This window comes from Pseudomonas sp. G5001 (assembly GCF_013385475.1).
Taxonomy (GTDB): domain Bacteria; phylum Pseudomonadota; class Gammaproteobacteria; order Pseudomonadales; family Pseudomonadaceae; genus Aquipseudomonas.
This window is the reverse complement of record NZ_JACAPZ010000006.1, coordinates 41,424-58,676: the sequence shown is the minus strand read 5'-3', so window position 1 is coordinate 58,676 and position 17,253 is coordinate 41,424. Positions and strand designations below refer to the sequence as shown.

The following is a 17,253-nucleotide window of genomic DNA, read 5'->3' as shown; positions in this document are numbered from 1 at the left end:
ATGTTCGAGAAATTTCAGCGGGCGTTCTGGAAGGCCCTGACGCCGGATCTGGTGCTTGAAACGCCGCAGGCAGCTCCAGTGAGCGAAACACTGTTGGCCCCGGTAGTGCTGAATGCGCTGGGCGGCGCGGAGAATCTCAAGTCGCAGCAGCGGGTAGCACTGACCCGGGTGCGGGTGCAGTTGCAGGATGCGGGGCGGTTGGATGCGCAGGCGCTCAAGGCGGCAGGCGTGCCGGGCGTGATGGTGTTGGCGGGCGGGGTGGTGCACCTGCTTACCGGCCTGAACACCGCTCTATAAGACGACGAAGATCAAATGTGGGAGCGGGCTTGCTCGCGAAGGCGGTGTGTCAGTCAATCCATGTGCTGGCTGAACCACCGCCTTCGCGAGCAAGCCCGCTCCCACATTGGTTTTGTGGTGTTTGGATAATCGGGGGATTACAGCGGCGGGGTTTCTTCCGTCGGCTTGGTCTTGTCCACACCCGGCACATGCAGGTTGCCTTCGACCACCTGGTTGCCTTCCAGCTGCGGCTGCGTCACCCACGTCAGAATGTCGTAGTAACGCCGGATGTTCGCCACAAAATGCACGGGCTCACCGCCACGGGCATAGCCATAACGCGTCTTGCTGTACCACTGCTTCTGCGACAGGCGCGGCAGCATCTTCTTCACGTCCAGCCACTTGTTCGGGTTCAGGCCTTCTTTTTCGGCCAGCTTGCGCGCGTCGTCCAAATGGCCGGTGCCGACGTTGTACGCCGCCAGGGCAAACCAGGTGCGGTCCGGCTCGGCAATCTTGTCGTCCAGCTCATCCTTGATCTTGGCCAGGTACTTGGCGCCGCCCATGATGCTCTGCTTGGCGTCCAGGCGGTTGGACACGCCCATGGCCTGCGCCGTGTTCTGGGTCAGCATCATCAGGCCGCGCACGCCGGTCTTGGAGGTCACCGCCGGCTGCCAGAGTGATTCCTGGTAGCCGATGGCCGCCAGCAGGCGCCAGTCGACCTTTTCTTCCTTGGCATAGGCCCGGAAGTGTTTCTCGTATTTGGGCAGGCGCTGCTGCAGATGCTGGGCGAAGGTGTAGGCGCCCATGTAGCCGAGTACATCGACGTGCCCGTAATAGCGATCTTTCAGGCGTTGCAGCGTGCCGTTCTTTTCCACCTTGTCGAGGTAGTTGTTGACCTCGTTGAGCAGGCTGTTGTCTTCACCGGCGGCGACCGCCCAGGCCTGATGGCTGGCGTCACCGAGGTCAAAGGCCACCCGCACGTTGGGGAAGTACACCTGGTTCATCGCCACTTCGTTGGAGTCCACCAGCGTCAGGTCGATCTGGCCCTCATCCACCATGCGCAGCAGGTCGACCACCTCAACGGCGTCGGACTCTTCGTAGTCAATTCCGGGAAACTGTTTTTTCAGCTGCGCCAGTTGCTCGGCGTGGGTGCTGCCCTTGAGCACCATGATCTTCTTGCCCACCAGGTCTGCCGCGGTGGTCGGCCGGGACTGGCCGTTGCGGTAGATGATCTGCGGGGTGACTTCCAGATAAGGGTGGGAGAAACGCACTTGTTGGCGACGCTGCTCACTGCTGACCAGGCCGGCGGCGGCCAGTACCGGGCCGTTGGGCTTGCCGATCTGCGAGAACAGGTCATCCAGGTTGTCGGCCGCCTCGATCTCGAGCTTTACCCCCAACTCGTCGGCAAAACGTTTCACCAGTTCGTATTCGAAGCCGGTTTCGCCGTTACGGTCCTGGAAATAAGTGGCCGGACTGTTTCGGGTGACCACCCGCAATACGCCATCCTCCTTGATTCGCTCGAGCGTGTTGGGTTTATCCACACACGCACTGAGCAGCAGGAAGAGTCCGGTAACGAAGAGCCATTTGGCGCATCGCGGGCGTAAAGCAGTAGGGGAGAACATCTGCGCAGTATACGCAAAGGACCCTCGGCGCCATATCTCGACAGCGGGGCACTTGTCTGCTAGCGCCCGTAAACCTTGGCTGCAGCCCGCAGAAACGGGGCTTGGCAGCCGATTGTGACGGTTAAAATAACTGCCCGGAATAGCCTATATGGCCATATGATATCGTGCGATTTATGCCAACTGACGTCCGGCTGCGGCCACTGGTGCCGTTTCGGGTGCCGTTGGCGACGGTTTACGCTAGAATGCACGGCCTCAAAGCACACCCCCTTCCCGAGGCTGTCCCGAAGATGTTGATCCTGCGCGGCGCTCCTGCCCTTTCTGCCTTTCGCCACAGCAAACTCCTTGAGCAACTGAGCCAGAAGGTACCTTCTGTCAGTGGCTTGTATGCTGAATTTGCTCACTTCGCCGACGTTACTGGCGTTTTGACCGCCGACGAACAGCAAGTGCTGGCGCGCCTTCTGAAGTACGGTCCCAGCGTTCCTGTCCAAGAGCCTAACGGCCGCTTGTTCCTGGTCCTGCCACGGTTCGGCACCATCTCGCCCTGGTCGAGCAAGGCCAGCGACATCGCCCGCAACTGCGGCCTGGAAAAAATCCAGCGCCTGGAACGCGGGATTGCCTTCTATGTAGCAGGCCAGTTCAGCGAGGCCGAGGCCGAGCTGATCGCCAGCAGCCTGCACGACCGCATGACCCAGATCATCGTCAGCCAGCTGGAACAGGCCGCCGGTCTGTTCAGCCACGCCGAACCCAAGCCGCTGACCGCGATTGACGTGCTCGGTGGTGGCCGTGCCGCCCTGGAAACCGCCAACACCGAGCTGGGCCTGGCCCTGGCCGAAGACGAAATTGACTACCTGGTCAACGCCTTCATCGGCCTGAAGCGCAACCCGCACGACATCGAACTGATGATGTTCGCCCAGGCGAACTCCGAGCACTGCCGCCACAAGATCTTCAACGCCAGTTGGGACATCGACGGCCAGAGCCAGGAAAAAAGCCTGTTCGGCATGATCAAGAACACCTACGTGATGCACAGCGAAGGCGTTCTGTCGGCTTATAAGGACAACGCCTCGGTCATCGTCGGCTCTGTCGCCGGCCGTTTCTTCCCGGACCCTGAAACCCGCCAGTACGGTGCGGTGCAAGAGCCGGTGCATATCCTGATGAAAGTCGAGACTCACAACCACCCGACCGCGATTGCCCCGTTCCCGGGCGCTGCCACCGGTTCCGGCGGCGAGATTCGCGACGAAGGTGCAACCGGTCGTGGCGCCAAGCCAAAGGCTGGCCTCACCGGCTTCACCGTGTCCAACCTGCAGATCCCGGGCTTCGAACAGCCGTGGGAAGTGCCGTACGGCAAGCCTGAGCGCATCGTCACCGCGCTGGACATCATGATCGAAGGCCCGCTGGGCGGCGCCGCGTTCAACAACGAATTCGGGCGTCCGGCCCTGACCGGTTACTTCCGTACTTTCGAGCAATCCATCACCACCCCCCGTGGCGATGAAGTGCGCGGTTACCACAAGCCAATCATGTTGGCCGGCGGCATGGGCAACATCCGCGCCGAACACGTACAGAAAGGCGAGATTCTGGTCGGCTCCAAGCTGATCGTCCTCGGTGGCCCGGCGATGCTGATCGGCCTGGGCGGCGGCGCCGCTTCCTCCATGGCCACCGGCACCAGCTCGGCCGACCTGGACTTCGCTTCCGTACAGCGCGAAAACCCTGAGATGGAACGCCGTTGCCAGGAAGTCATCGACCGTTGCTGGCAACTGGGTGACAAGAACCCCATCAGCTTCATCCACGACGTCGGCGCAGGTGGCTTGTCCAACGCCTTCCCGGAACTGGTCAACGATGGCGACCGTGGCGGCCGTTTCGAACTGCGCAACATTCCAAACGATGAGCCGGGCATGGCCCCGCACGAAATCTGGAGCAACGAATCCCAGGAACGTTACGTCCTGGCCGTCGGCCCTGCCGACTTCGAACGCTTCCAGGCGATCTGTGAACGCGAGCGCTGCCCGTTTGCCGTGGTCGGCGAAGCCACTGCCGAGCCGCAACTGACGGTCACCGACAGCCACTTCGGCAACAGCCCGGTGGACATGCCGCTGGAAGTGCTGCTGGGCAAAGCCCCGCGCATGCACCGTTCGGCCGTGCGTGAAAACGAACTGGGCGACGATTTCGACCCGTCGACCCTGGCCATCGCCGACTGCGTGGAGCGCGTCCTGCACCACCCGGCCGTTGCCAGCAAAAGCTTCCTGATCACCATCGGCGACCGCACCATCACCGGTCTGGTTGCCCGTGATCAAATGGTCGGCCCGTGGCAGGTCCCGGTGGCTGACGTTGCCGTCACCGCTACCAGCTTCGACGTGTACACCGGTGAAGCCATGGCCATGGGCGAGCGTACTCCGCTGGCGCTGCTGGACGCCCCGGCGTCGGGCCGCATGGCCATCGGCGAAACCCTGACCAACATCGCGGCTTCGCGTATTGCCAAGATCTCCGACATCAAGTTGTCGGCCAACTGGATGTCCGCTGCCGGTCACCCGGGTGAAGATGCGCGCCTGTACGACACCGTGAAAGCGGTCGGCATGGAGCTGTGCCCTGAGCTGGGCATCACCATTCCGGTGGGCAAGGACTCCATGTCCATGGCCACCCGCTGGAACGATGAAGGCGTGGACAAGAGCGTCACCTCGCCGCTGTCGCTGATCGTTACCGGCTTTGCGCCAGTCACCGACATTCGCCAGACCCTGACCCCGCAACTGCGCATGGACAAGGGCACCACGGACCTGATCCTGATCGACCTCGGTCGCGGTCAGAACCGCATGGGCGCCTCGATCCTTGCCCAGGTGCACGGCAAGCTCGGCAAGCAGGCCCCGGACGTCGACGACGCCGAAGACCTGAAAGCTTTCTTCGCCGTGATCCAGGGCCTGAACGCCGACGGCCACCTGCTGGCTTACCACGACCGTTCCGACGGTGGTTTGCTGACCAGCGCCGTGGAAATGGCCTTCGCCGGTCACTGCGGCCTGAGCCTGAACCTCGATGGCCTGGCAGAAACTTCCGCTGACATCGCAGCAATCCTGTTCAACGAAGAGCTGGGCGCCGTTATCCAGGTTCGCCAGGACGCAACCCCGGACGTACTCGCACAGTTCAGCGCCGCAGGCCTGGGCGACTGCGTGGCCGTGATTGGCCAGCCGATCAACAACGGTGAAATCAACATCGTCTTCAACGGCGAAACCGTGTTTGAAGGCCAGCGCCGCCTGCTGCAACGCCAGTGGGCCGAGACCAGCTACCAGATCCAGCGCCTGCGCGACAACGCCGACTGCGCCGAGCAGGAATTCGACGTGATCCTGGAAGAAGACAACCCGGGCCTGAGCACCAAGCTCAGCTTCGACGTCAACCAGGACATCGCCGCGCCTTACATCAAGAAAGGCATCCGCCCACAAGTGGCCGTACTGCGTGAGCAGGGCGTCAACGGCCAGGTGGAAATGGCGGCAGCGTTCGACCGTGCCGGCTTCAATGCGATCGACGTGCACATGAGCGACATCCTCGCTGGTCGCGTCGACCTCAACGAGTTCAAAGGCCTGGTTGCCTGCGGTGGTTTCTCCTACGGCGACGTACTGGGTGCCGGTGAAGGCTGGGCCAAGTCGGCCCTGTTCAACAGCCGTGCCCGTGACGCGTTCCAGGGCTTCTTCGAGCGTAACGACAGCTTCACCCTGGGTGTGTGCAACGGTTGCCAGATGATGTCCAACCTCAGCGAACTGATCCCGGGCAGCGAGTTCTGGCCGCACTTTGTGCGTAACCGCTCCGAGCAGTTCGAAGCGCGGGTTGCGATGGTCCAGGTACAGGAATCCAACTCGATCTTCCTGCAGGGCATGGCCGGTTCGCGCATGCCAATCGCCATCGCCCACGGTGAAGGCCATGCGGAATTCGCCAGCGAAGAAGCTCTGCTGGAAGCCGACCTGTCCGGTACCGTGGCCCTGCGTTTCGTCGACAACCACGGTAAGGTCACCGAAGGCTACCCGGCCAACCCGAACGGCTCGCCGCGCGGGATCACCGGGCTGACCAGCCGCGACGGTCGCGTCACCATCATGATGCCGCACCCGGAGCGTGTGTTCCGCGCCGTGCAGAACTCGTGGCGCCCGGAAGAGTGGAACGAAGACGGCGCGTGGATGCGCATGTTCCGTAACGCTCGCGTCTGGGTGAACTAAGTCGGTGTACAAGCTCAGCTTCTTTGTGCCCGACAGCCACGTGGAGACGGTGAAAACCGCCGTCTTCGCAGCCGGCGGCGGGCGCATCGGCAACTACGACAGCTGCGCCTGGCAGGTCCTGGGCCAGGGCCAATTCCGCGCGATGGACGGCAGCCAACCGTTTATCGGGCAGGTGGGGCAGGTTGAAGTGGTTGAAGAATGGAAGGTTGAGCTGGTGGTGGCGGATGAGTTGATCGTGGCTGTGGTGGCTGCGTTGAAGCTGAGCCATCCGTATGAGACACCGGCGTATGAGGTATGGCAGTTGGCGGATTTTTGATTCGCTGGCTGCAAAACAAGAAACCCGCTGGGCCAGTTTGGTCAGCGGGTTTTTTGTTGCCTGTCACGGCCATTCGCGAGCAAGCCCGCTCCCACATTTGACCGCGTTGCCATGACGGGCACCGATCAAAATGTGGGAGCGGGCTTGCTCGCGAAGAGGCCCTGATGCTCAGCAAAGATTCAGGCTTTTACCCCAACCTCACGGCCACTGACCAACCGCTCCAACGCCTCACCCAACCCCGAAGCCTTGTCACCAATCAGCAAGTGCCAAATCCCACTCTCAAGCTGGCTCACACCCTGGCAACCCAGCGCCGTCAGTTGAGATTCCGACAACACCGAACCATCCCCCAACTCCACCCGCAGCCGCGTCATCGCCACCGCATCCAATTGCAAAACATTGGCCCGACCGCCCAGCGCACTCAGCCATTTCTCGGCCTCATGCACGTTCACCGGCGTGCTCTTCTCAACCGGTGCAGCAGCGACCGGAGTGACTCCAACATACGAAGGCATCGCCAACCGAATCTCATCGGCAATGCTGTCCGCCATCGGCCCGACCACCACCTGCAAACTCCCGCCATTACCCGGTCGAACCACGGCCATCGCACCCAGCGCCTTCAACTCGGCATCCACCGCCTTGTTGCGGTCCACCATGTCCAGCCGCAGACGCGTCGTGCAAGCACCCACACTCAGCAGATTCTCTGCACCACCCAGCGCCCGAATATAAGCCCCGGCCCGTTGGTTATCAGTCATGGCCTCAGCCTGCACCACCTGAATATCCTCACGCCCGGGCGTCTTCAAATTGAAGCGACGGATGCAGTAATTGAACACGCTGTAGTAGATCACCGCATACGCCAGCCCAACCGGGAATACCAACCAGCCGTTGGTGGATTTACCCCAACCCAGCACCATGTCGATAAACCCACCGGAGAAGGTAAAGCCCAGGTGAATGTTGAGCATGTTGGTGATCGCCATCGACAACCCGGTCAGCAGCGCATGCACCAGGTACAGGAACGGCGCGAGGAACATGAAGGCGAATTCGATCGGCTCGGTGACCCCGGTCAGGAACGAGGTCAGCGCCATCGACAGGAAAATCCCGCCCATGATCTTGCGCCGCTCCGGCAGTGCATTGCGGTACATCGCCAGGCACGCCGCCGGCAGGCCGAACAGCATTACCGGGAACATGCCGGTCATGAACTGCCCACCTTTCGGGTCGCCGGCAAAGTAGCGAGTCAGGTCGCCGGTCACTACCGCGCCGGTCGTCGGGTCGGTGAAGGTGCCGAACACAAACCACGCCATGTTGTTGAGGATATGGTGCAAGCCGGTGACGATCAGCAGGCGGTTGAACACGCCAAACACGAACGCGCCAAAGCTGCCGCTTTCCATCAGCAGCACGCCGAAGCTGTTGATGCCTTGCTGCACGGGTGGCCAGATCAAACCAAAGATCACCCCCAGCGCCACTGCGGAGAACCCGGTGACGATCGGCACAAACCGTCGCCCACCAAAGAATGCGAGGTACTCCGGCAGCTTGATGTCCTTGAAGCGGTTATACAGCGCACCGGCCATCAAGCCGCTGGCGATGCCCGCGAGCATGCCCATGTTGATGCTGGCGTCCATCACCTTGAGGGTTGAGACCATCACCAGGTAACCGATGGCGCCTGCCAGGCCCGCCGTGCCGTTGTTGTCGCGGGCAAAACCCACGGCAATGCCGATGGCGAAGATCAGCGCCAGGTTGGCGAAGATCGCCTGCCCGGCGTCGTGCATCACCGCGATGTTCAGCAGGTCAGTGTCGCCCAGCCGCAGCAGGAGGCCGGCGATCGGCAGAATCGCGATCGGCAGCATCAGCGCACGGCCCAGGCGTTGCAGCCCTTCGATAAAATATTGGTACACGGCGTGTCTCCCTATTCTTGTTGTTTTCAGCTCAGCGGCCAGTGGTGTTGACAGGCTTGGCGAACGGCTTTGGCGCTGCTCAGGTTAAGCAGGCTTTGGCTCAGTTGCCGGCATTGGGCTGCGTCCAGGTGACGGACACGGTCCTTGATTTCTCCGATCTGCGGCGGGCTGACGGACAGCTCGCTGATGCCCAGACCGATCAGCACCGGCGTGGCCAGCGGGTCGGACGCCAGCGCCCCGCACACACCGACCCAGCGCCCATGCTTGGCTGCGCCGATGCACGTCTGGGCGATCAGCCGCAACAGCGCCGGGTGCATGGCATCGACCCGGGCGGCGAGGCCGGCGTGGTCGCGGTCCATGGCGAGGGTGTACTGCGATAGGTCATTGGTGCCGATGGACAGAAAGTCCGCGTGCTCGGCCAGTTGTTCGGCCATCAGCGCCGCCGCGGGCACTTCGATCATCACGCCCAGTTCCGGGCGTTGGGTCAGTTCCAGCTCGGCGCACAGTTCATCGAGGCGCTGGCGAATGTGCAGCAGTTCGTCGACTTCGCTGACCATTGGCAGCAGGATGCGGCAACGTTCCAGCGGGCTGACCTGGAGAAGGGCACGCAGTTGCTGGTCCAGCACCTCCGGACGCACTTGCGCCATGCGAATGCCCCGCAGGCCCAGCACCGGGTTGGTCTCGAACGGCAGCGGCAGGTAGTCGAGTTGCTTGTCGCCGCCGACGTCGATGGTGCGGATGATCACGGATTTGTCGCCCATGGCATCCATCACGGCTTGGTAGGCCTGGCGCTGCTCTTGCTCGTCGGGCGCAGTGCGGCGGTCGACGAAGAGAAATTCTGTGCGCAGCAGGCCGACGCCATCGGCGCCATTCTCGAAGGCCAGTTGGGCTTCGACGCTGGAGGCGACATTCGCGGCCACTTCAATACGCACGCCATCCTGAGTGCTGGCGGTGCCTTGAGCCTCCGCGTGCTGCTGTTGGCGCCGCAGTTTCTGTGCATCGCGCAACTGGTGAACCTGAGCGTGGCGCGCATCATCCGGCGTCAGCTCCAGGCGGCCGTTGGCGGCATCCAGCACCACGCGTTGGCCTTGGGGCACATCAAGCAATTCAGTGCCCAGTGCAACCACGCACGGCAAGCCTTTACCCCGCGCCAGAATCGCCACATGAGACGTCGCGCCGCCTTCGGCCATGCAGATACCGGCGGCGTGTTGATTGCTCAGTTGCAGCAGATCCGATGGGGTCAGCTCATGGGCCGAGACGATAGCGCCGGCCGGCAAATCAAAATTCCAGGCCTCGCCCAGCAACGCCCGCAGCACGCGTTGCTGCAAGTCGCGCAGGTCGTTGGCGCGTTCGGCGAACAGCGGTTTGCCTAGGGCGAGCAGCACCGCGCATTGAGCCTGGATCGCATCGCGCCAGGCGTGAGTGGCGGCGCTGCCCTGTTCGATGGCGGCGGTGGCGGCCTCCAGCAACGTAGGGTCTTCCAGCAGGGCCAGGTGGGCGGCGAAGATCTCTTCTTCCTCCACATCCTTGCGCTGACGGGCCTGGTCCAGGGTGTGGCGGATTTCGCTACGCACCTGTTCCAGGGCACTGTCCAGGTGCTGCAGCTGCTCATCCGGGGCGTTGTTGCCCGGGTCCACCGGCAGCTCGATTCCGTTCAGGCGGAACAACGGGCCGCAGACCAACCCCGGCGCGGCACACACGCCTTGCAGTACTCCGGCTTCGGTATTCGCGCGGCGTGGGGCGACGGCCACTGGAGCGTGATGCGCTTCGCCAACTTCCACCGACAGCGCAGCGATCAGTGCTTGCAGCGCCGCTTCACAATCCTTGCCACGACAGGTGACCTGCACCTCGTCCTGCTCACCAATCCCCAGGCCCATCAAGCCGATCAGGCTGTCGCACGAAGCCGACTTGCCAGCGAAATGCAGCTGCGACTGGCTGCTGAATGCCTGTGCAGTCTTGCGGATCAAGGCAGCGGGGCGCGCATGCAGGCCGCCACGATGGGTGATGCGAATAGTCGCGCTGGCTTCGGTGACCGACTCATCAATCACTTTCGCTGCACCGGCCAACCGTGCAACCACATGCAGCAGCGGCTCGCCGACCTTCACTGTTTTCAAGGTGATCGGCCGTAGCTCAAACAGCTCGCTGTTGGTCAGGATGATCAGGCTGACCAGGCTTTTGCACTGGCGCGCAATCAGGTCCAGGTCAAACTGGACCAGTGCCTGGCCCTTGCTGACCCGCGCACCTTGCTTGACCAGCAGCGCAAAGCCTTCGCCATTCAATTCCACCGTGTCGATGCCCACGTGCATCAGCAATTCAGCGCCATTATCGGCGCGAATGGTCAGCGCATGCCCGGTGCGGGCGACGTGGATGATCACGCCATCACACGGCGCGTGCAGGCAATCGTTGAGCGGGTCGATGGCAATGCCGTCGCCCATGGCGCCACTGGCGAACACTTCGTCGGGAACGTCGCCCAGGGTCAGCACCGGCCCACTGAGGGGAGCGCTGAGGGTGAGGTCTTTATTATTGTGGGACATGGGCACGGTACTCATCAGGAAAACGCTGCAATCAACTCAGTGGGTGCGGGTCACTTTGCTCAAGTGACGCGGTTGGTCCGGGTCCATGCCCCGGGCCTCTGCCAAACCGGCGGCCATCACGTAGAAACTCTGGATCGCCAGGATCGGGTCCAGGGCCGGGTGTTCGGCGCGGCTCAGAGTCAGGTCGCGCTCGGCGATGTCATCGGGAGCGGCCAGCAGCACGCGGGCACCGCGCTGGCGCATATCTGCGGCCAGGCTCAGCAGGCCGGCTTGTTCGGCGCCGCGTGGGGCGAAGACCAGCAGCGGGTAGTTGTCATCGATCAGAGCCATCGGGCCATGGCGCACTTCGGCGCTGCTGAAGGCTTCGGCCTGGATCGCCGAGGTTTCCTTGAGCTTGAGCGCGGCTTCCTGGGCAATGGCAAAACCGGCGCCACGGCCGATCACCATCAGTTGCTGGCAGTCGCGCAGGGCGTCGATGGCCAGGCTCCAGTCTTGCCTGGCGGCTTCACGCAAACCTTCGGGCAGTGCCTTACAGGCTTGCAGCAACTCGTCTTCCTGATTCCAGTGGCCGATCAGCTGGGCGCTGGCGCTCAGGGTCGCGATAAAGCTTTTGGTGGCGGCGACGCTGCGTTCCGGCCCGGCGCACAGCGGCACATGGAATTCGCAGGCGGCTTCCAGTGGCGAGTCTTCGGCGTTGACCATCGAGATGCTCAAGGCGCCGCGCTTGCGCAACAGGCGCAGGCTGTTGACCAGGTCCGGGCTCTGTCCCGACTGGGAGAAACCGAACGCCACTTGCCCGCTGACCTTGAGCGGCGATTGCAGCATGGTCACCACCGACATCGGCAGCGACGCCACCGGAATCCCCAGATGTTGCATGGTCAGGTAGGCGAAGTAACTGGCGGCGTGGTCCGAGCTGCCACGGGCGATGGTCATCGCCACTTGCGGTGGCTGGCGACGCAGGCGGCCGGCGACTTCCACCAGCAGCGGGTCCAGGCGTTGCAGTTGAGCCTCGACGGCCTCACAGGAGGCCAGGGCCTCTTCAAGCATTTTTGAAGTCAATGGTTTCTCCTTCGACCATTACGTCGGTGAGGTGCAGGGAGCGGTCCAGGCGCACGCAGTCGGCAAAGCTGCCGGGTTGCAGGCGACCGCGTTCTTCGAGGCCCAGGTAGTCCGCAGGAAATTGCGACAGGCGTTGTGAGGCTTCGCTGATCGGCAGGCCGATCTTCACCAGGTTGCGCAGCGCCTGGTCCATGGTCAGGGTGCTGCCGGCCAGCGTTCCATCGGCAAGGCGGACGCCGCCCAGGCACTTGGTCACGGTGTGGCTGCCCAGCTTGTATTCGCCGTCGGGCATGCCGGCAGCGGCGGTGGAATCGGTGACGCAGTACAGGCACGGGATCGAGCGCAGCGCCACGCGCATGGCACCGGGGTGCACGTGCAGCAGGTCGGGAATCAACTCGGCGTATTTGGCGTGGGCCAGGGCCGCGCCGACGATGCCGGGCTCGCGGTGATGCAGCGGGCTCATGGCGTTGTACAAGTGGGTAAAGCTGGTGGCCCCGGCGGCGAGGGCGGCGACACCTTCTTCATAGCTGCCCAGGGTGTGGCCGATCTGCATGCGCACGCCACGTTCGCTGAGGGCGCGGATCAGGCCGTCATGGCCGGCGATTTCCGGAGCAATGGTGATCACCCGGATTGGCGCCAGGCGCAGGTATTCTTCGACTTCGGCCATCAAGGCGGTGTGGGCGAAGTTCGGTTGTGCGCCGAGTTTTCCCGGATTGATGTAGGGGCCTTCCAGGTGCACGCCCAGGACGCGAGCGGTGCCGGTCGGGCGGCTTTCGCAATAGGTGCCGATTTCGCCGAGCACGCGGGAAATCTCATCCACCGGCGCGGTCATGGTGGTGGCCAGCAGCGAGGTGGTGCCAAACCGCACGTGGGTGCGGGTGATGGTGTGGAAGGCGTCGGTGCCTTCCATGATGTCTTTGCCGCCACCGCCGTGCACGTGCAGGTCGATAAAGCCTGGCAGCAGGTACGGCAGGTCGTTGTCAGCCGGGTTGCACGGGCTGCCTTCTACGGCAGTGACCTTGCCGTGCTGGTGCACCAGGCGGCCGCGAATCCAGCCGTGTGGCGTGAGGATATTGTCTTCGGACATGGGCAGTTCTCTAAATTCGCAGTTCAGCGGAATAGTCGTGGCGGCGCAGTTCTGCGACGAAGTCGTAGTAGTCGTTGCGGCAGTAGGTGTCGGTGATTTCAATCGGGGTGTTGTCGGCGGTGTAGCCCACCCGGGTCATCAGCAGCATGGCGGTGCCAGGGGCGATGCCCACCAGGGCTGCGAACTCGTCCGAGGCGTTGATCGCCTGGATGTGTTGCAGGGCGCGCACGATGGGTTTGCCGATGCTTTCCAGGTATTCGTACAGCGAATTGCCGATGGCCTGCGGGTGGGGGAGGACGGAGGCGGGCATGGCGGTCATTTCAATCGCCATCACCGTGTCGTCGGCCTTACGCAAACGCTTGAGCCGCGCGACTTTGTCGCTGGGTGACAGGCCCAGGCGGATCAATTCTTCATGGGTCGGCGGGGTGATGTCGCGCTCGAGCCATTGGGACGTCGGCACAAAGCCCTTGAGCCGGAGCATTTCGCTGAAGCCCGAGAGGCGCGACAGCGGTTGTTCCAGGCGTGGCGTGATGAAGGTTCCGGAGCCTTGGCTGCGACGGATCAGGCCTTGTTCGAACAGCACTTCCAGCGCCTTGCGGGCGGTCACCCGGGAAATGCTCAGTTGCTCGCTGAGGGCACGTTCCGACGGCAAAGCCTGCTCGGATTTCCACTGGCCGGCATGAATCGCGGCTTCGAGGTTGCGGGCCAGTTGCAGGTACAGCGGCGTCGATTGTTTATCGTCGGGGCGCAGGGCCAGGATGGGGTTCATCGTGTCGGTTTCCGATGCGGTTATTGGAGTGTTGTCGCCCGGTAGTGATCGCAAGCTAATACCACTTAAATACCATGTCAATGCAGCGAAAACAGTGCAGGCGAGCGTTTGCGGGCGTCTTAATAGTGCGCCAGTTCAAGTGGTATTAGAGAGGTCTTTATTTCAGGCAGAAGCGCGCAGCTTGCCGAGGTGAACTGGTATTCACCGGCAGGCCACCCATGGGGCGGGAATTTTTTTTGAATTATTTTACGAGGGGCAGGAAATTACGGACGAATCTCGATCATCGTGCCGTCTTTCACCAGGTTCCAGACTTCGCGCATGTCGACATTGCGCATGCCGATGCAGCCGTCGGTCCAGTCCAGGGTGTGGAACAGCTCTTCGGGGTAGTCCTCGGCGTCGGGGGTGCCGTGGATCATGATCATGCTGCCGGGCTTGACCCCTTCGCGGCGGGCGCGCGCGGAATCGCTGATATTGGGGTAGGAGATGTGCATGGCCAGGTTGAAGCGGTCGCTGGTCTTGCGCCAGTCGATCCAGTAGAAACCTTCCGGGGTGCGGCGGTCGCCTTCCATCAGCTTGGTGCCCTTGGGGTTCTTGCCCAGGGAAATGCGGTAGGTCCTGAGGGGCTTGCCGTCATTGATCAGTTGCAACTGATGGGCCGACTTGAGCACCAGGATTTTCTCGACGGGTTTGCCCCCCAGGATCACTTGGGTGGAGGCTGGCGACAGCGTGGCAAACGACAGGCAGATCAGAGCAAGCAACCAACGCATTGAAACGGTATCCCCTGAAAAGACTACGTGCCGCCTGGATTGTTATTTGGCCAACTGGGTCAGCGGCGGCACCGATTCGCTGCGCACCGGATACGACTGTTGCCGGCGGTCAGCAAAAAAGCATTCTAAGGTACGCCCGACCGTGCGGAAAGCCAGCTCGGACCAAGGGATGTCGGCTTCATCGAATAAGCGCATTTCAAGGCTTTCGGGGCCGGCGGCAAAATCCAGGTCGATCAGTTCGGCCCGGTAGAAGATGTGCACCTGGCTGATGTGCGGCACGTCGATCAGGGTGTAGATGCTCAGGTTGCGCACCCGGGCGCAGGCTTCTTCCAGGGTTTCGCGCATCGCGGCCTGCTCGACGGTCTCGCCGTTCTCCATGAAGCCGGCGGGCAAGGTCCAGAAACCCAGGCGCGGCTCGATGGCGCGCCGGCACAGCAGCACCTGGTCGCCCCACACCGGTACGGTGCCCGCGACGATATTGGGGTTCTGGTAGTGAATGGTCTGACAGTGATCGCAGACATAACGCAGGCGTGCGTCGCCTTCGGGAATGCGCTGGGTGACCGGTTTACCGCACTGGCTGCAGAAGTTCATGCTGGGGTTCCTGGAGAGTGCGCCTATCTTGGCGTGACCGGGTATGGGCTGCAAGTTGTCGTTTAGCGACATGGCCAGGGTTTTGGGGTTGGGCGTGCGCAAGGTTTGGTGCATGATGCAAGGTAGCCAACAGACCGAGATGACTCATGCTGGACGAGCTACTTCGCCGGGTAAGCAATCATACGCCCCACACGCTGGAGACCGACGGTCGTTTCCCGGAAGCGGCGGTACTGGTGCCGATCACCCGCAGTGACGAACCCGAGCTGATCCTGACCTTGCGCGCCAGCGGGTTATCCACCCATGGCGGCGAAGTGGCGTTCCCTGGCGGGCGCCGCGACCCTGAAGATCCCGACCTGATATTCACCGCGCTGCGCGAAGCCGAAGAAGAAATCGGCCTGCCGCCGGGCCTGGTGGAAGTCATCGGCCCGTTGAGCCCGCTGATTTCCCTGCACGGTATCCGTGTCACGCCTTATGTAGGCGTTATCCCCGATTACGTCGAATACCTGGCCAATGACGCCGAGATCGCCGCTGTTTTCAGCGTGCCCCTGGAGTTTTTTCGCCAGGACCCGCGCGAACACACCCACCGTATCGATTACCAGGGCCGCAGTTGGTATGTGCCCAGTTATCGGTTTGGCGAATACAAGATCTGGGGCCTGACGGCGATCATGATCGTCGAGCTGATCAATCTGCTCTATGACGATGCCGACATTAGCCTGCATCGACCGCCGAAAAGCTTCATCAATACCTAAGAGCCAGATGGCCATCGTTCCTGCCGTGAGGATCCACCTATGAAATACCGCCTGGGCGACGCCCGAGTCGAAACCCATCCCAACAGCTGGGTGGCCCCCAATGCCACGCTGGTGGGCAAGGTCAAGCTGGAGGAGGGCGCCAACGTCTGGTTCAACGCGGTGTTGCGCGGCGACAACGAGCTGATCCTGATCGGCAAGAACAGCAACGTGCAGGACGGCAGCGTGATGCACACCGACATGGGTTACCCGCTGACCCTTGGCACTGGCGTGACCATCGGCCATAACGCCATGTTGCATGGCTGCACCGTCGACGATTACAGCCTGATTGGCATCAATGCGGTGATTCTTAACGGGGCGAAGATCGGCAAGCACTGCATCATCGGCGCCAATTCGCTGATCGGCGAGGGCAAGGAAATTCCCGATGGTTCGTTGGTGATGGGCTCGCCGGGCAAGGTGGTGCGGGAACTGACCGACGTGCAGAAGAAAATGCTCGAGGCCAGCGCTGCGCACTATGTGCATAACGCCCAGCGGTATGCCCGTGATCTGGTTGAGCAGGAAGAATGAACCCGGTAGAACGACCCGTCGCCTCGCCGTGCGTGAGCATTTGTGCGCTGGATGACGATGATATCTGCACGGGATGCCAGCGCACGGTGGATGAAATCACCCGCTGGAGTCGCATGGACAACGCCGAGCGCCGGGTAGTGCTGGGGTTGTGCCATGAGCGGGCGAAGGCGAGTGGGCTGGTGTGGATGATTCCGGGGAAGTCCGGCGCCTGATAGACCGCTTTCGCGAGCAAGCCCGCTCCCACATTTGATTGCGTTTATCTTGGAGGAATGCGTTCAAAATGTGGGAGCGGGCTTGCTCGCGAAAGGGCCCGCCCAGACGACATATTTCCAAATGTGAAGTACCCTGTGCCCCTTGTTCACAGGTCCCTCGCCTCATGTTCTTCCTGATTGCCTATATCAGCAGCGTCGTGCTGATCAACTTCGCCTTTTCCACCGCTCCGCACCTGGATGTCATCTGGTCTGCCTGGGGCGGCCTGGTATTTGTCCTGCGGGACATGGTGCAAACCCGTTTCGGCCATGGCGCGATCATCGCCATGCTGGCGGCGCTGGTGCTGTCCTATATCACCTCCGATCCGTCCATCGCCCTAGCCAGCGCCACGGCGTTCGCGGTGTCCGAATGCATTGACTGGCTGGTGTTCAGCATCACCAAGCGCCCACTCCACGACCGCCTGTGGATAAGTTCGGCGCTGAGTATCCCCCTCGATACCTTCATCTTTTTCGGCCTGATCGGCGCCTTGACGCCCGCGGTCGCCGGCACTGCCCTGGTGTCGAAATTCGCCGGCGTTACCGTGGTGTGGCTGGCCATGGCCTGGCGTTTGCGCCGGCAGCGCGTCGCCAACTGAAGCCAATC

At 62.3% G+C, this 17,253-nt stretch carries 15 protein-coding genes; 7 read left to right on the top strand and 8 right to left on the bottom strand.

The window, feature by feature from the left end; all coding sequences use genetic code 11:
- Positions 1 to 297, top strand: coding sequence for a PTS transporter subunit EIIB (locus HX805_RS05190; RefSeq protein WP_177116664.1), 297 nt, complete (start codon positions 1 to 3; stop codon positions 295 to 297).
- Positions 298 to 434: 137 nt separating this feature from the next.
- Here HX805_RS05190 and mltF read toward each other — a convergent pair whose 3' ends face one another.
- Positions 435 to 1,895 (bottom strand): membrane-bound lytic murein transglycosylase MltF, encoded by a 1,461-nt coding sequence (mltF, locus tag HX805_RS05185; protein WP_177008154.1) that lies wholly within the window; start codon positions 1,893 to 1,895, stop codon positions 435 to 437.
- A 287-nt stretch (positions 1,896 to 2,182) separates the two neighbouring features.
- On the opposite strand from mltF, the gene purL reads away from it, so the two are divergent.
- Entirely contained in the window at positions 2,183 to 6,079 is a 3,897-nt protein-coding gene (purL, locus tag HX805_RS05180; protein WP_177116663.1) for a phosphoribosylformylglycinamidine synthase, read from the top strand.
- A 4-nt stretch (positions 6,080 to 6,083) separates the two neighbouring features.
- The gene (locus tag HX805_RS05175) at positions 6,084 to 6,395 is read left to right on the top strand and encodes an NGG1p interacting factor NIF3 (protein ID WP_087695123.1); all 312 of its coding nucleotides are present in this window, start codon (positions 6,084 to 6,086) and stop codon (positions 6,393 to 6,395) included.
- A gap of 179 nt (positions 6,396 to 6,574) precedes the next feature.
- Here HX805_RS05175 and nagE read toward each other — a convergent pair whose 3' ends face one another.
- From nagE to HX805_RS05140, 7 genes are all read right to left on the bottom strand, one after another.
- Positions 6,575 to 8,233, bottom strand: coding sequence for an N-acetylglucosamine-specific PTS transporter subunit IIBC (gene nagE / locus HX805_RS05170; RefSeq protein WP_218167297.1), 1,659 nt, complete (start codon positions 8,231 to 8,233; stop codon positions 6,575 to 6,577).
- Positions 8,234 to 8,307: 74 nt separating this feature from the next.
- The gene (gene ptsP / locus HX805_RS05165) at positions 8,308 to 10,815 is read right to left on the bottom strand and encodes a phosphoenolpyruvate--protein phosphotransferase (protein ID WP_177116662.1); all 2,508 of its coding nucleotides are present in this window, start codon (positions 10,813 to 10,815) and stop codon (positions 8,308 to 8,310) included.
- A 36-nt stretch (positions 10,816 to 10,851) separates the two neighbouring features.
- Positions 10,852 to 11,874: an SIS domain-containing protein gene (locus HX805_RS05160; RefSeq protein WP_023659131.1), complete on the bottom strand. Its 1,023-nt coding sequence runs from the start codon at positions 11,872 to 11,874 to the stop codon at positions 10,852 to 10,854.
- Positions 11,855 to 12,961 (bottom strand): N-acetylglucosamine-6-phosphate deacetylase, encoded by a 1,107-nt coding sequence (gene nagA, locus HX805_RS05155; RefSeq protein WP_087695120.1) that lies wholly within the window; start codon positions 12,959 to 12,961, stop codon positions 11,855 to 11,857. Before nagA ends, HX805_RS05160 begins: the two co-directional genes overlap by 20 nt.
- A gap of 10 nt (positions 12,962 to 12,971) precedes the next feature.
- Positions 12,972 to 13,730, bottom strand: a complete 759-nt coding sequence (locus tag HX805_RS05150; RefSeq protein WP_003209609.1) for a GntR family transcriptional regulator — start codon at positions 13,728 to 13,730, stop codon at positions 12,972 to 12,974.
- Between the two features lie 263 nt (positions 13,731 to 13,993).
- A complete protein-coding gene (locus HX805_RS05145; RefSeq protein ID WP_003209608.1) occupies positions 13,994 to 14,497 on the bottom strand; it encodes a murein L,D-transpeptidase family protein in 504 nt (167 codons plus the stop codon).
- Between the two features lie 42 nt (positions 14,498 to 14,539).
- The gene (locus HX805_RS05140; RefSeq protein ID WP_177116661.1) at positions 14,540 to 15,088 is read right to left on the bottom strand and encodes an NUDIX hydrolase; all 549 of its coding nucleotides are present in this window, start codon (positions 15,086 to 15,088) and stop codon (positions 14,540 to 14,542) included.
- Positions 15,089 to 15,234: 146 nt separating this feature from the next.
- Between HX805_RS05140 and HX805_RS05135 the strand changes: the two genes are divergently transcribed.
- The 4 genes from HX805_RS05135 to HX805_RS05120 all read left to right on the top strand — a co-directional run bounded on the left by HX805_RS05135 (position 15,235) and on the right by HX805_RS05120 (position 17,245).
- Entirely contained in the window at positions 15,235 to 15,837 is a 603-nt protein-coding gene (locus HX805_RS05135; protein WP_003209605.1) for a CoA pyrophosphatase, read from the top strand.
- A 39-nt stretch (positions 15,838 to 15,876) separates the two neighbouring features.
- Entirely contained in the window at positions 15,877 to 16,401 is a 525-nt protein-coding gene (locus HX805_RS05130) for a gamma carbonic anhydrase family protein (RefSeq protein ID WP_008438249.1), read from the top strand.
- Positions 16,398 to 16,613, top strand: a complete 216-nt coding sequence (locus HX805_RS05125; protein ID WP_087695119.1) for a DUF1289 domain-containing protein — start codon at positions 16,398 to 16,400, stop codon at positions 16,611 to 16,613. The genes HX805_RS05130 and HX805_RS05125 overlap by 4 nt, the downstream gene beginning before the upstream one ends.
- 164 nt (positions 16,614 to 16,777) lie before the next feature.
- Entirely contained in the window at positions 16,778 to 17,245 is a 468-nt protein-coding gene (locus HX805_RS05120) for a hypothetical protein (protein WP_003209599.1), read from the top strand.
- Positions 17,246 to 17,253 lie beyond the last annotated feature (8 nt).

What these genes read in the sequence shown, in the direction of transcription:
- HX805_RS05190 (WP_177116664.1), top strand. Translation starts at nt 1, where the DNA reads ATGTTCGAGAAATTTCAGCGGGCGTTCTGGAAGGCCCTGACGCCGGAT.
- mltF (WP_177008154.1), bottom strand. Translation starts at nt 1,895, where the DNA reads ATGTTCTCCCCTACTGCTTTACGCCCGCGATGCGCCAAATGGCTCTTC.
- purL (WP_177116663.1), top strand. Translation starts at nt 2,183, where the DNA reads ATGTTGATCCTGCGCGGCGCTCCTGCCCTTTCTGCCTTTCGCCACAGC.
- nagE (WP_218167297.1), bottom strand. Translation starts at nt 8,233, where the DNA reads ATGCTGCCGATCGCGATTCTGCCGATCGCCGGCCTCCTGCTGCGGCTG.
- ptsP (WP_177116662.1), bottom strand. Translation starts at nt 10,815, where the DNA reads ATGTCCCACAATAATAAAGACCTCACCCTCAGCGCTCCCCTCAGTGGG.
- nagA (WP_087695120.1), bottom strand. Translation starts at nt 12,961, where the DNA reads ATGTCCGAAGACAATATCCTCACGCCACACGGCTGGATTCGCGGCCGC.
- HX805_RS05150 (WP_003209609.1), bottom strand. Translation starts at nt 13,730, where the DNA reads ATGAACCCCATCCTGGCCCTGCGCCCCGACGATAAACAATCGACGCCG.
- HX805_RS05145 (WP_003209608.1), bottom strand. Translation starts at nt 14,497, where the DNA reads ATGCGTTGGTTGCTTGCTCTGATCTGCCTGTCGTTTGCCACGCTGTCG.
- HX805_RS05140 (WP_177116661.1), bottom strand. Translation starts at nt 15,088, where the DNA reads ATGAACTTCTGCAGCCAGTGCGGTAAACCGGTCACCCAGCGCATTCCC.
- HX805_RS05135 (WP_003209605.1), top strand. Translation starts at nt 15,235, where the DNA reads ATGCTGGACGAGCTACTTCGCCGGGTAAGCAATCATACGCCCCACACG.
- HX805_RS05130 (WP_008438249.1), top strand. Translation starts at nt 15,877, where the DNA reads ATGAAATACCGCCTGGGCGACGCCCGAGTCGAAACCCATCCCAACAGC.
- HX805_RS05125 (WP_087695119.1), top strand. Translation starts at nt 16,398, where the DNA reads ATGAACCCGGTAGAACGACCCGTCGCCTCGCCGTGCGTGAGCATTTGT.
- HX805_RS05120 (WP_003209599.1), top strand. Translation starts at nt 16,778, where the DNA reads ATGTTCTTCCTGATTGCCTATATCAGCAGCGTCGTGCTGATCAACTTC.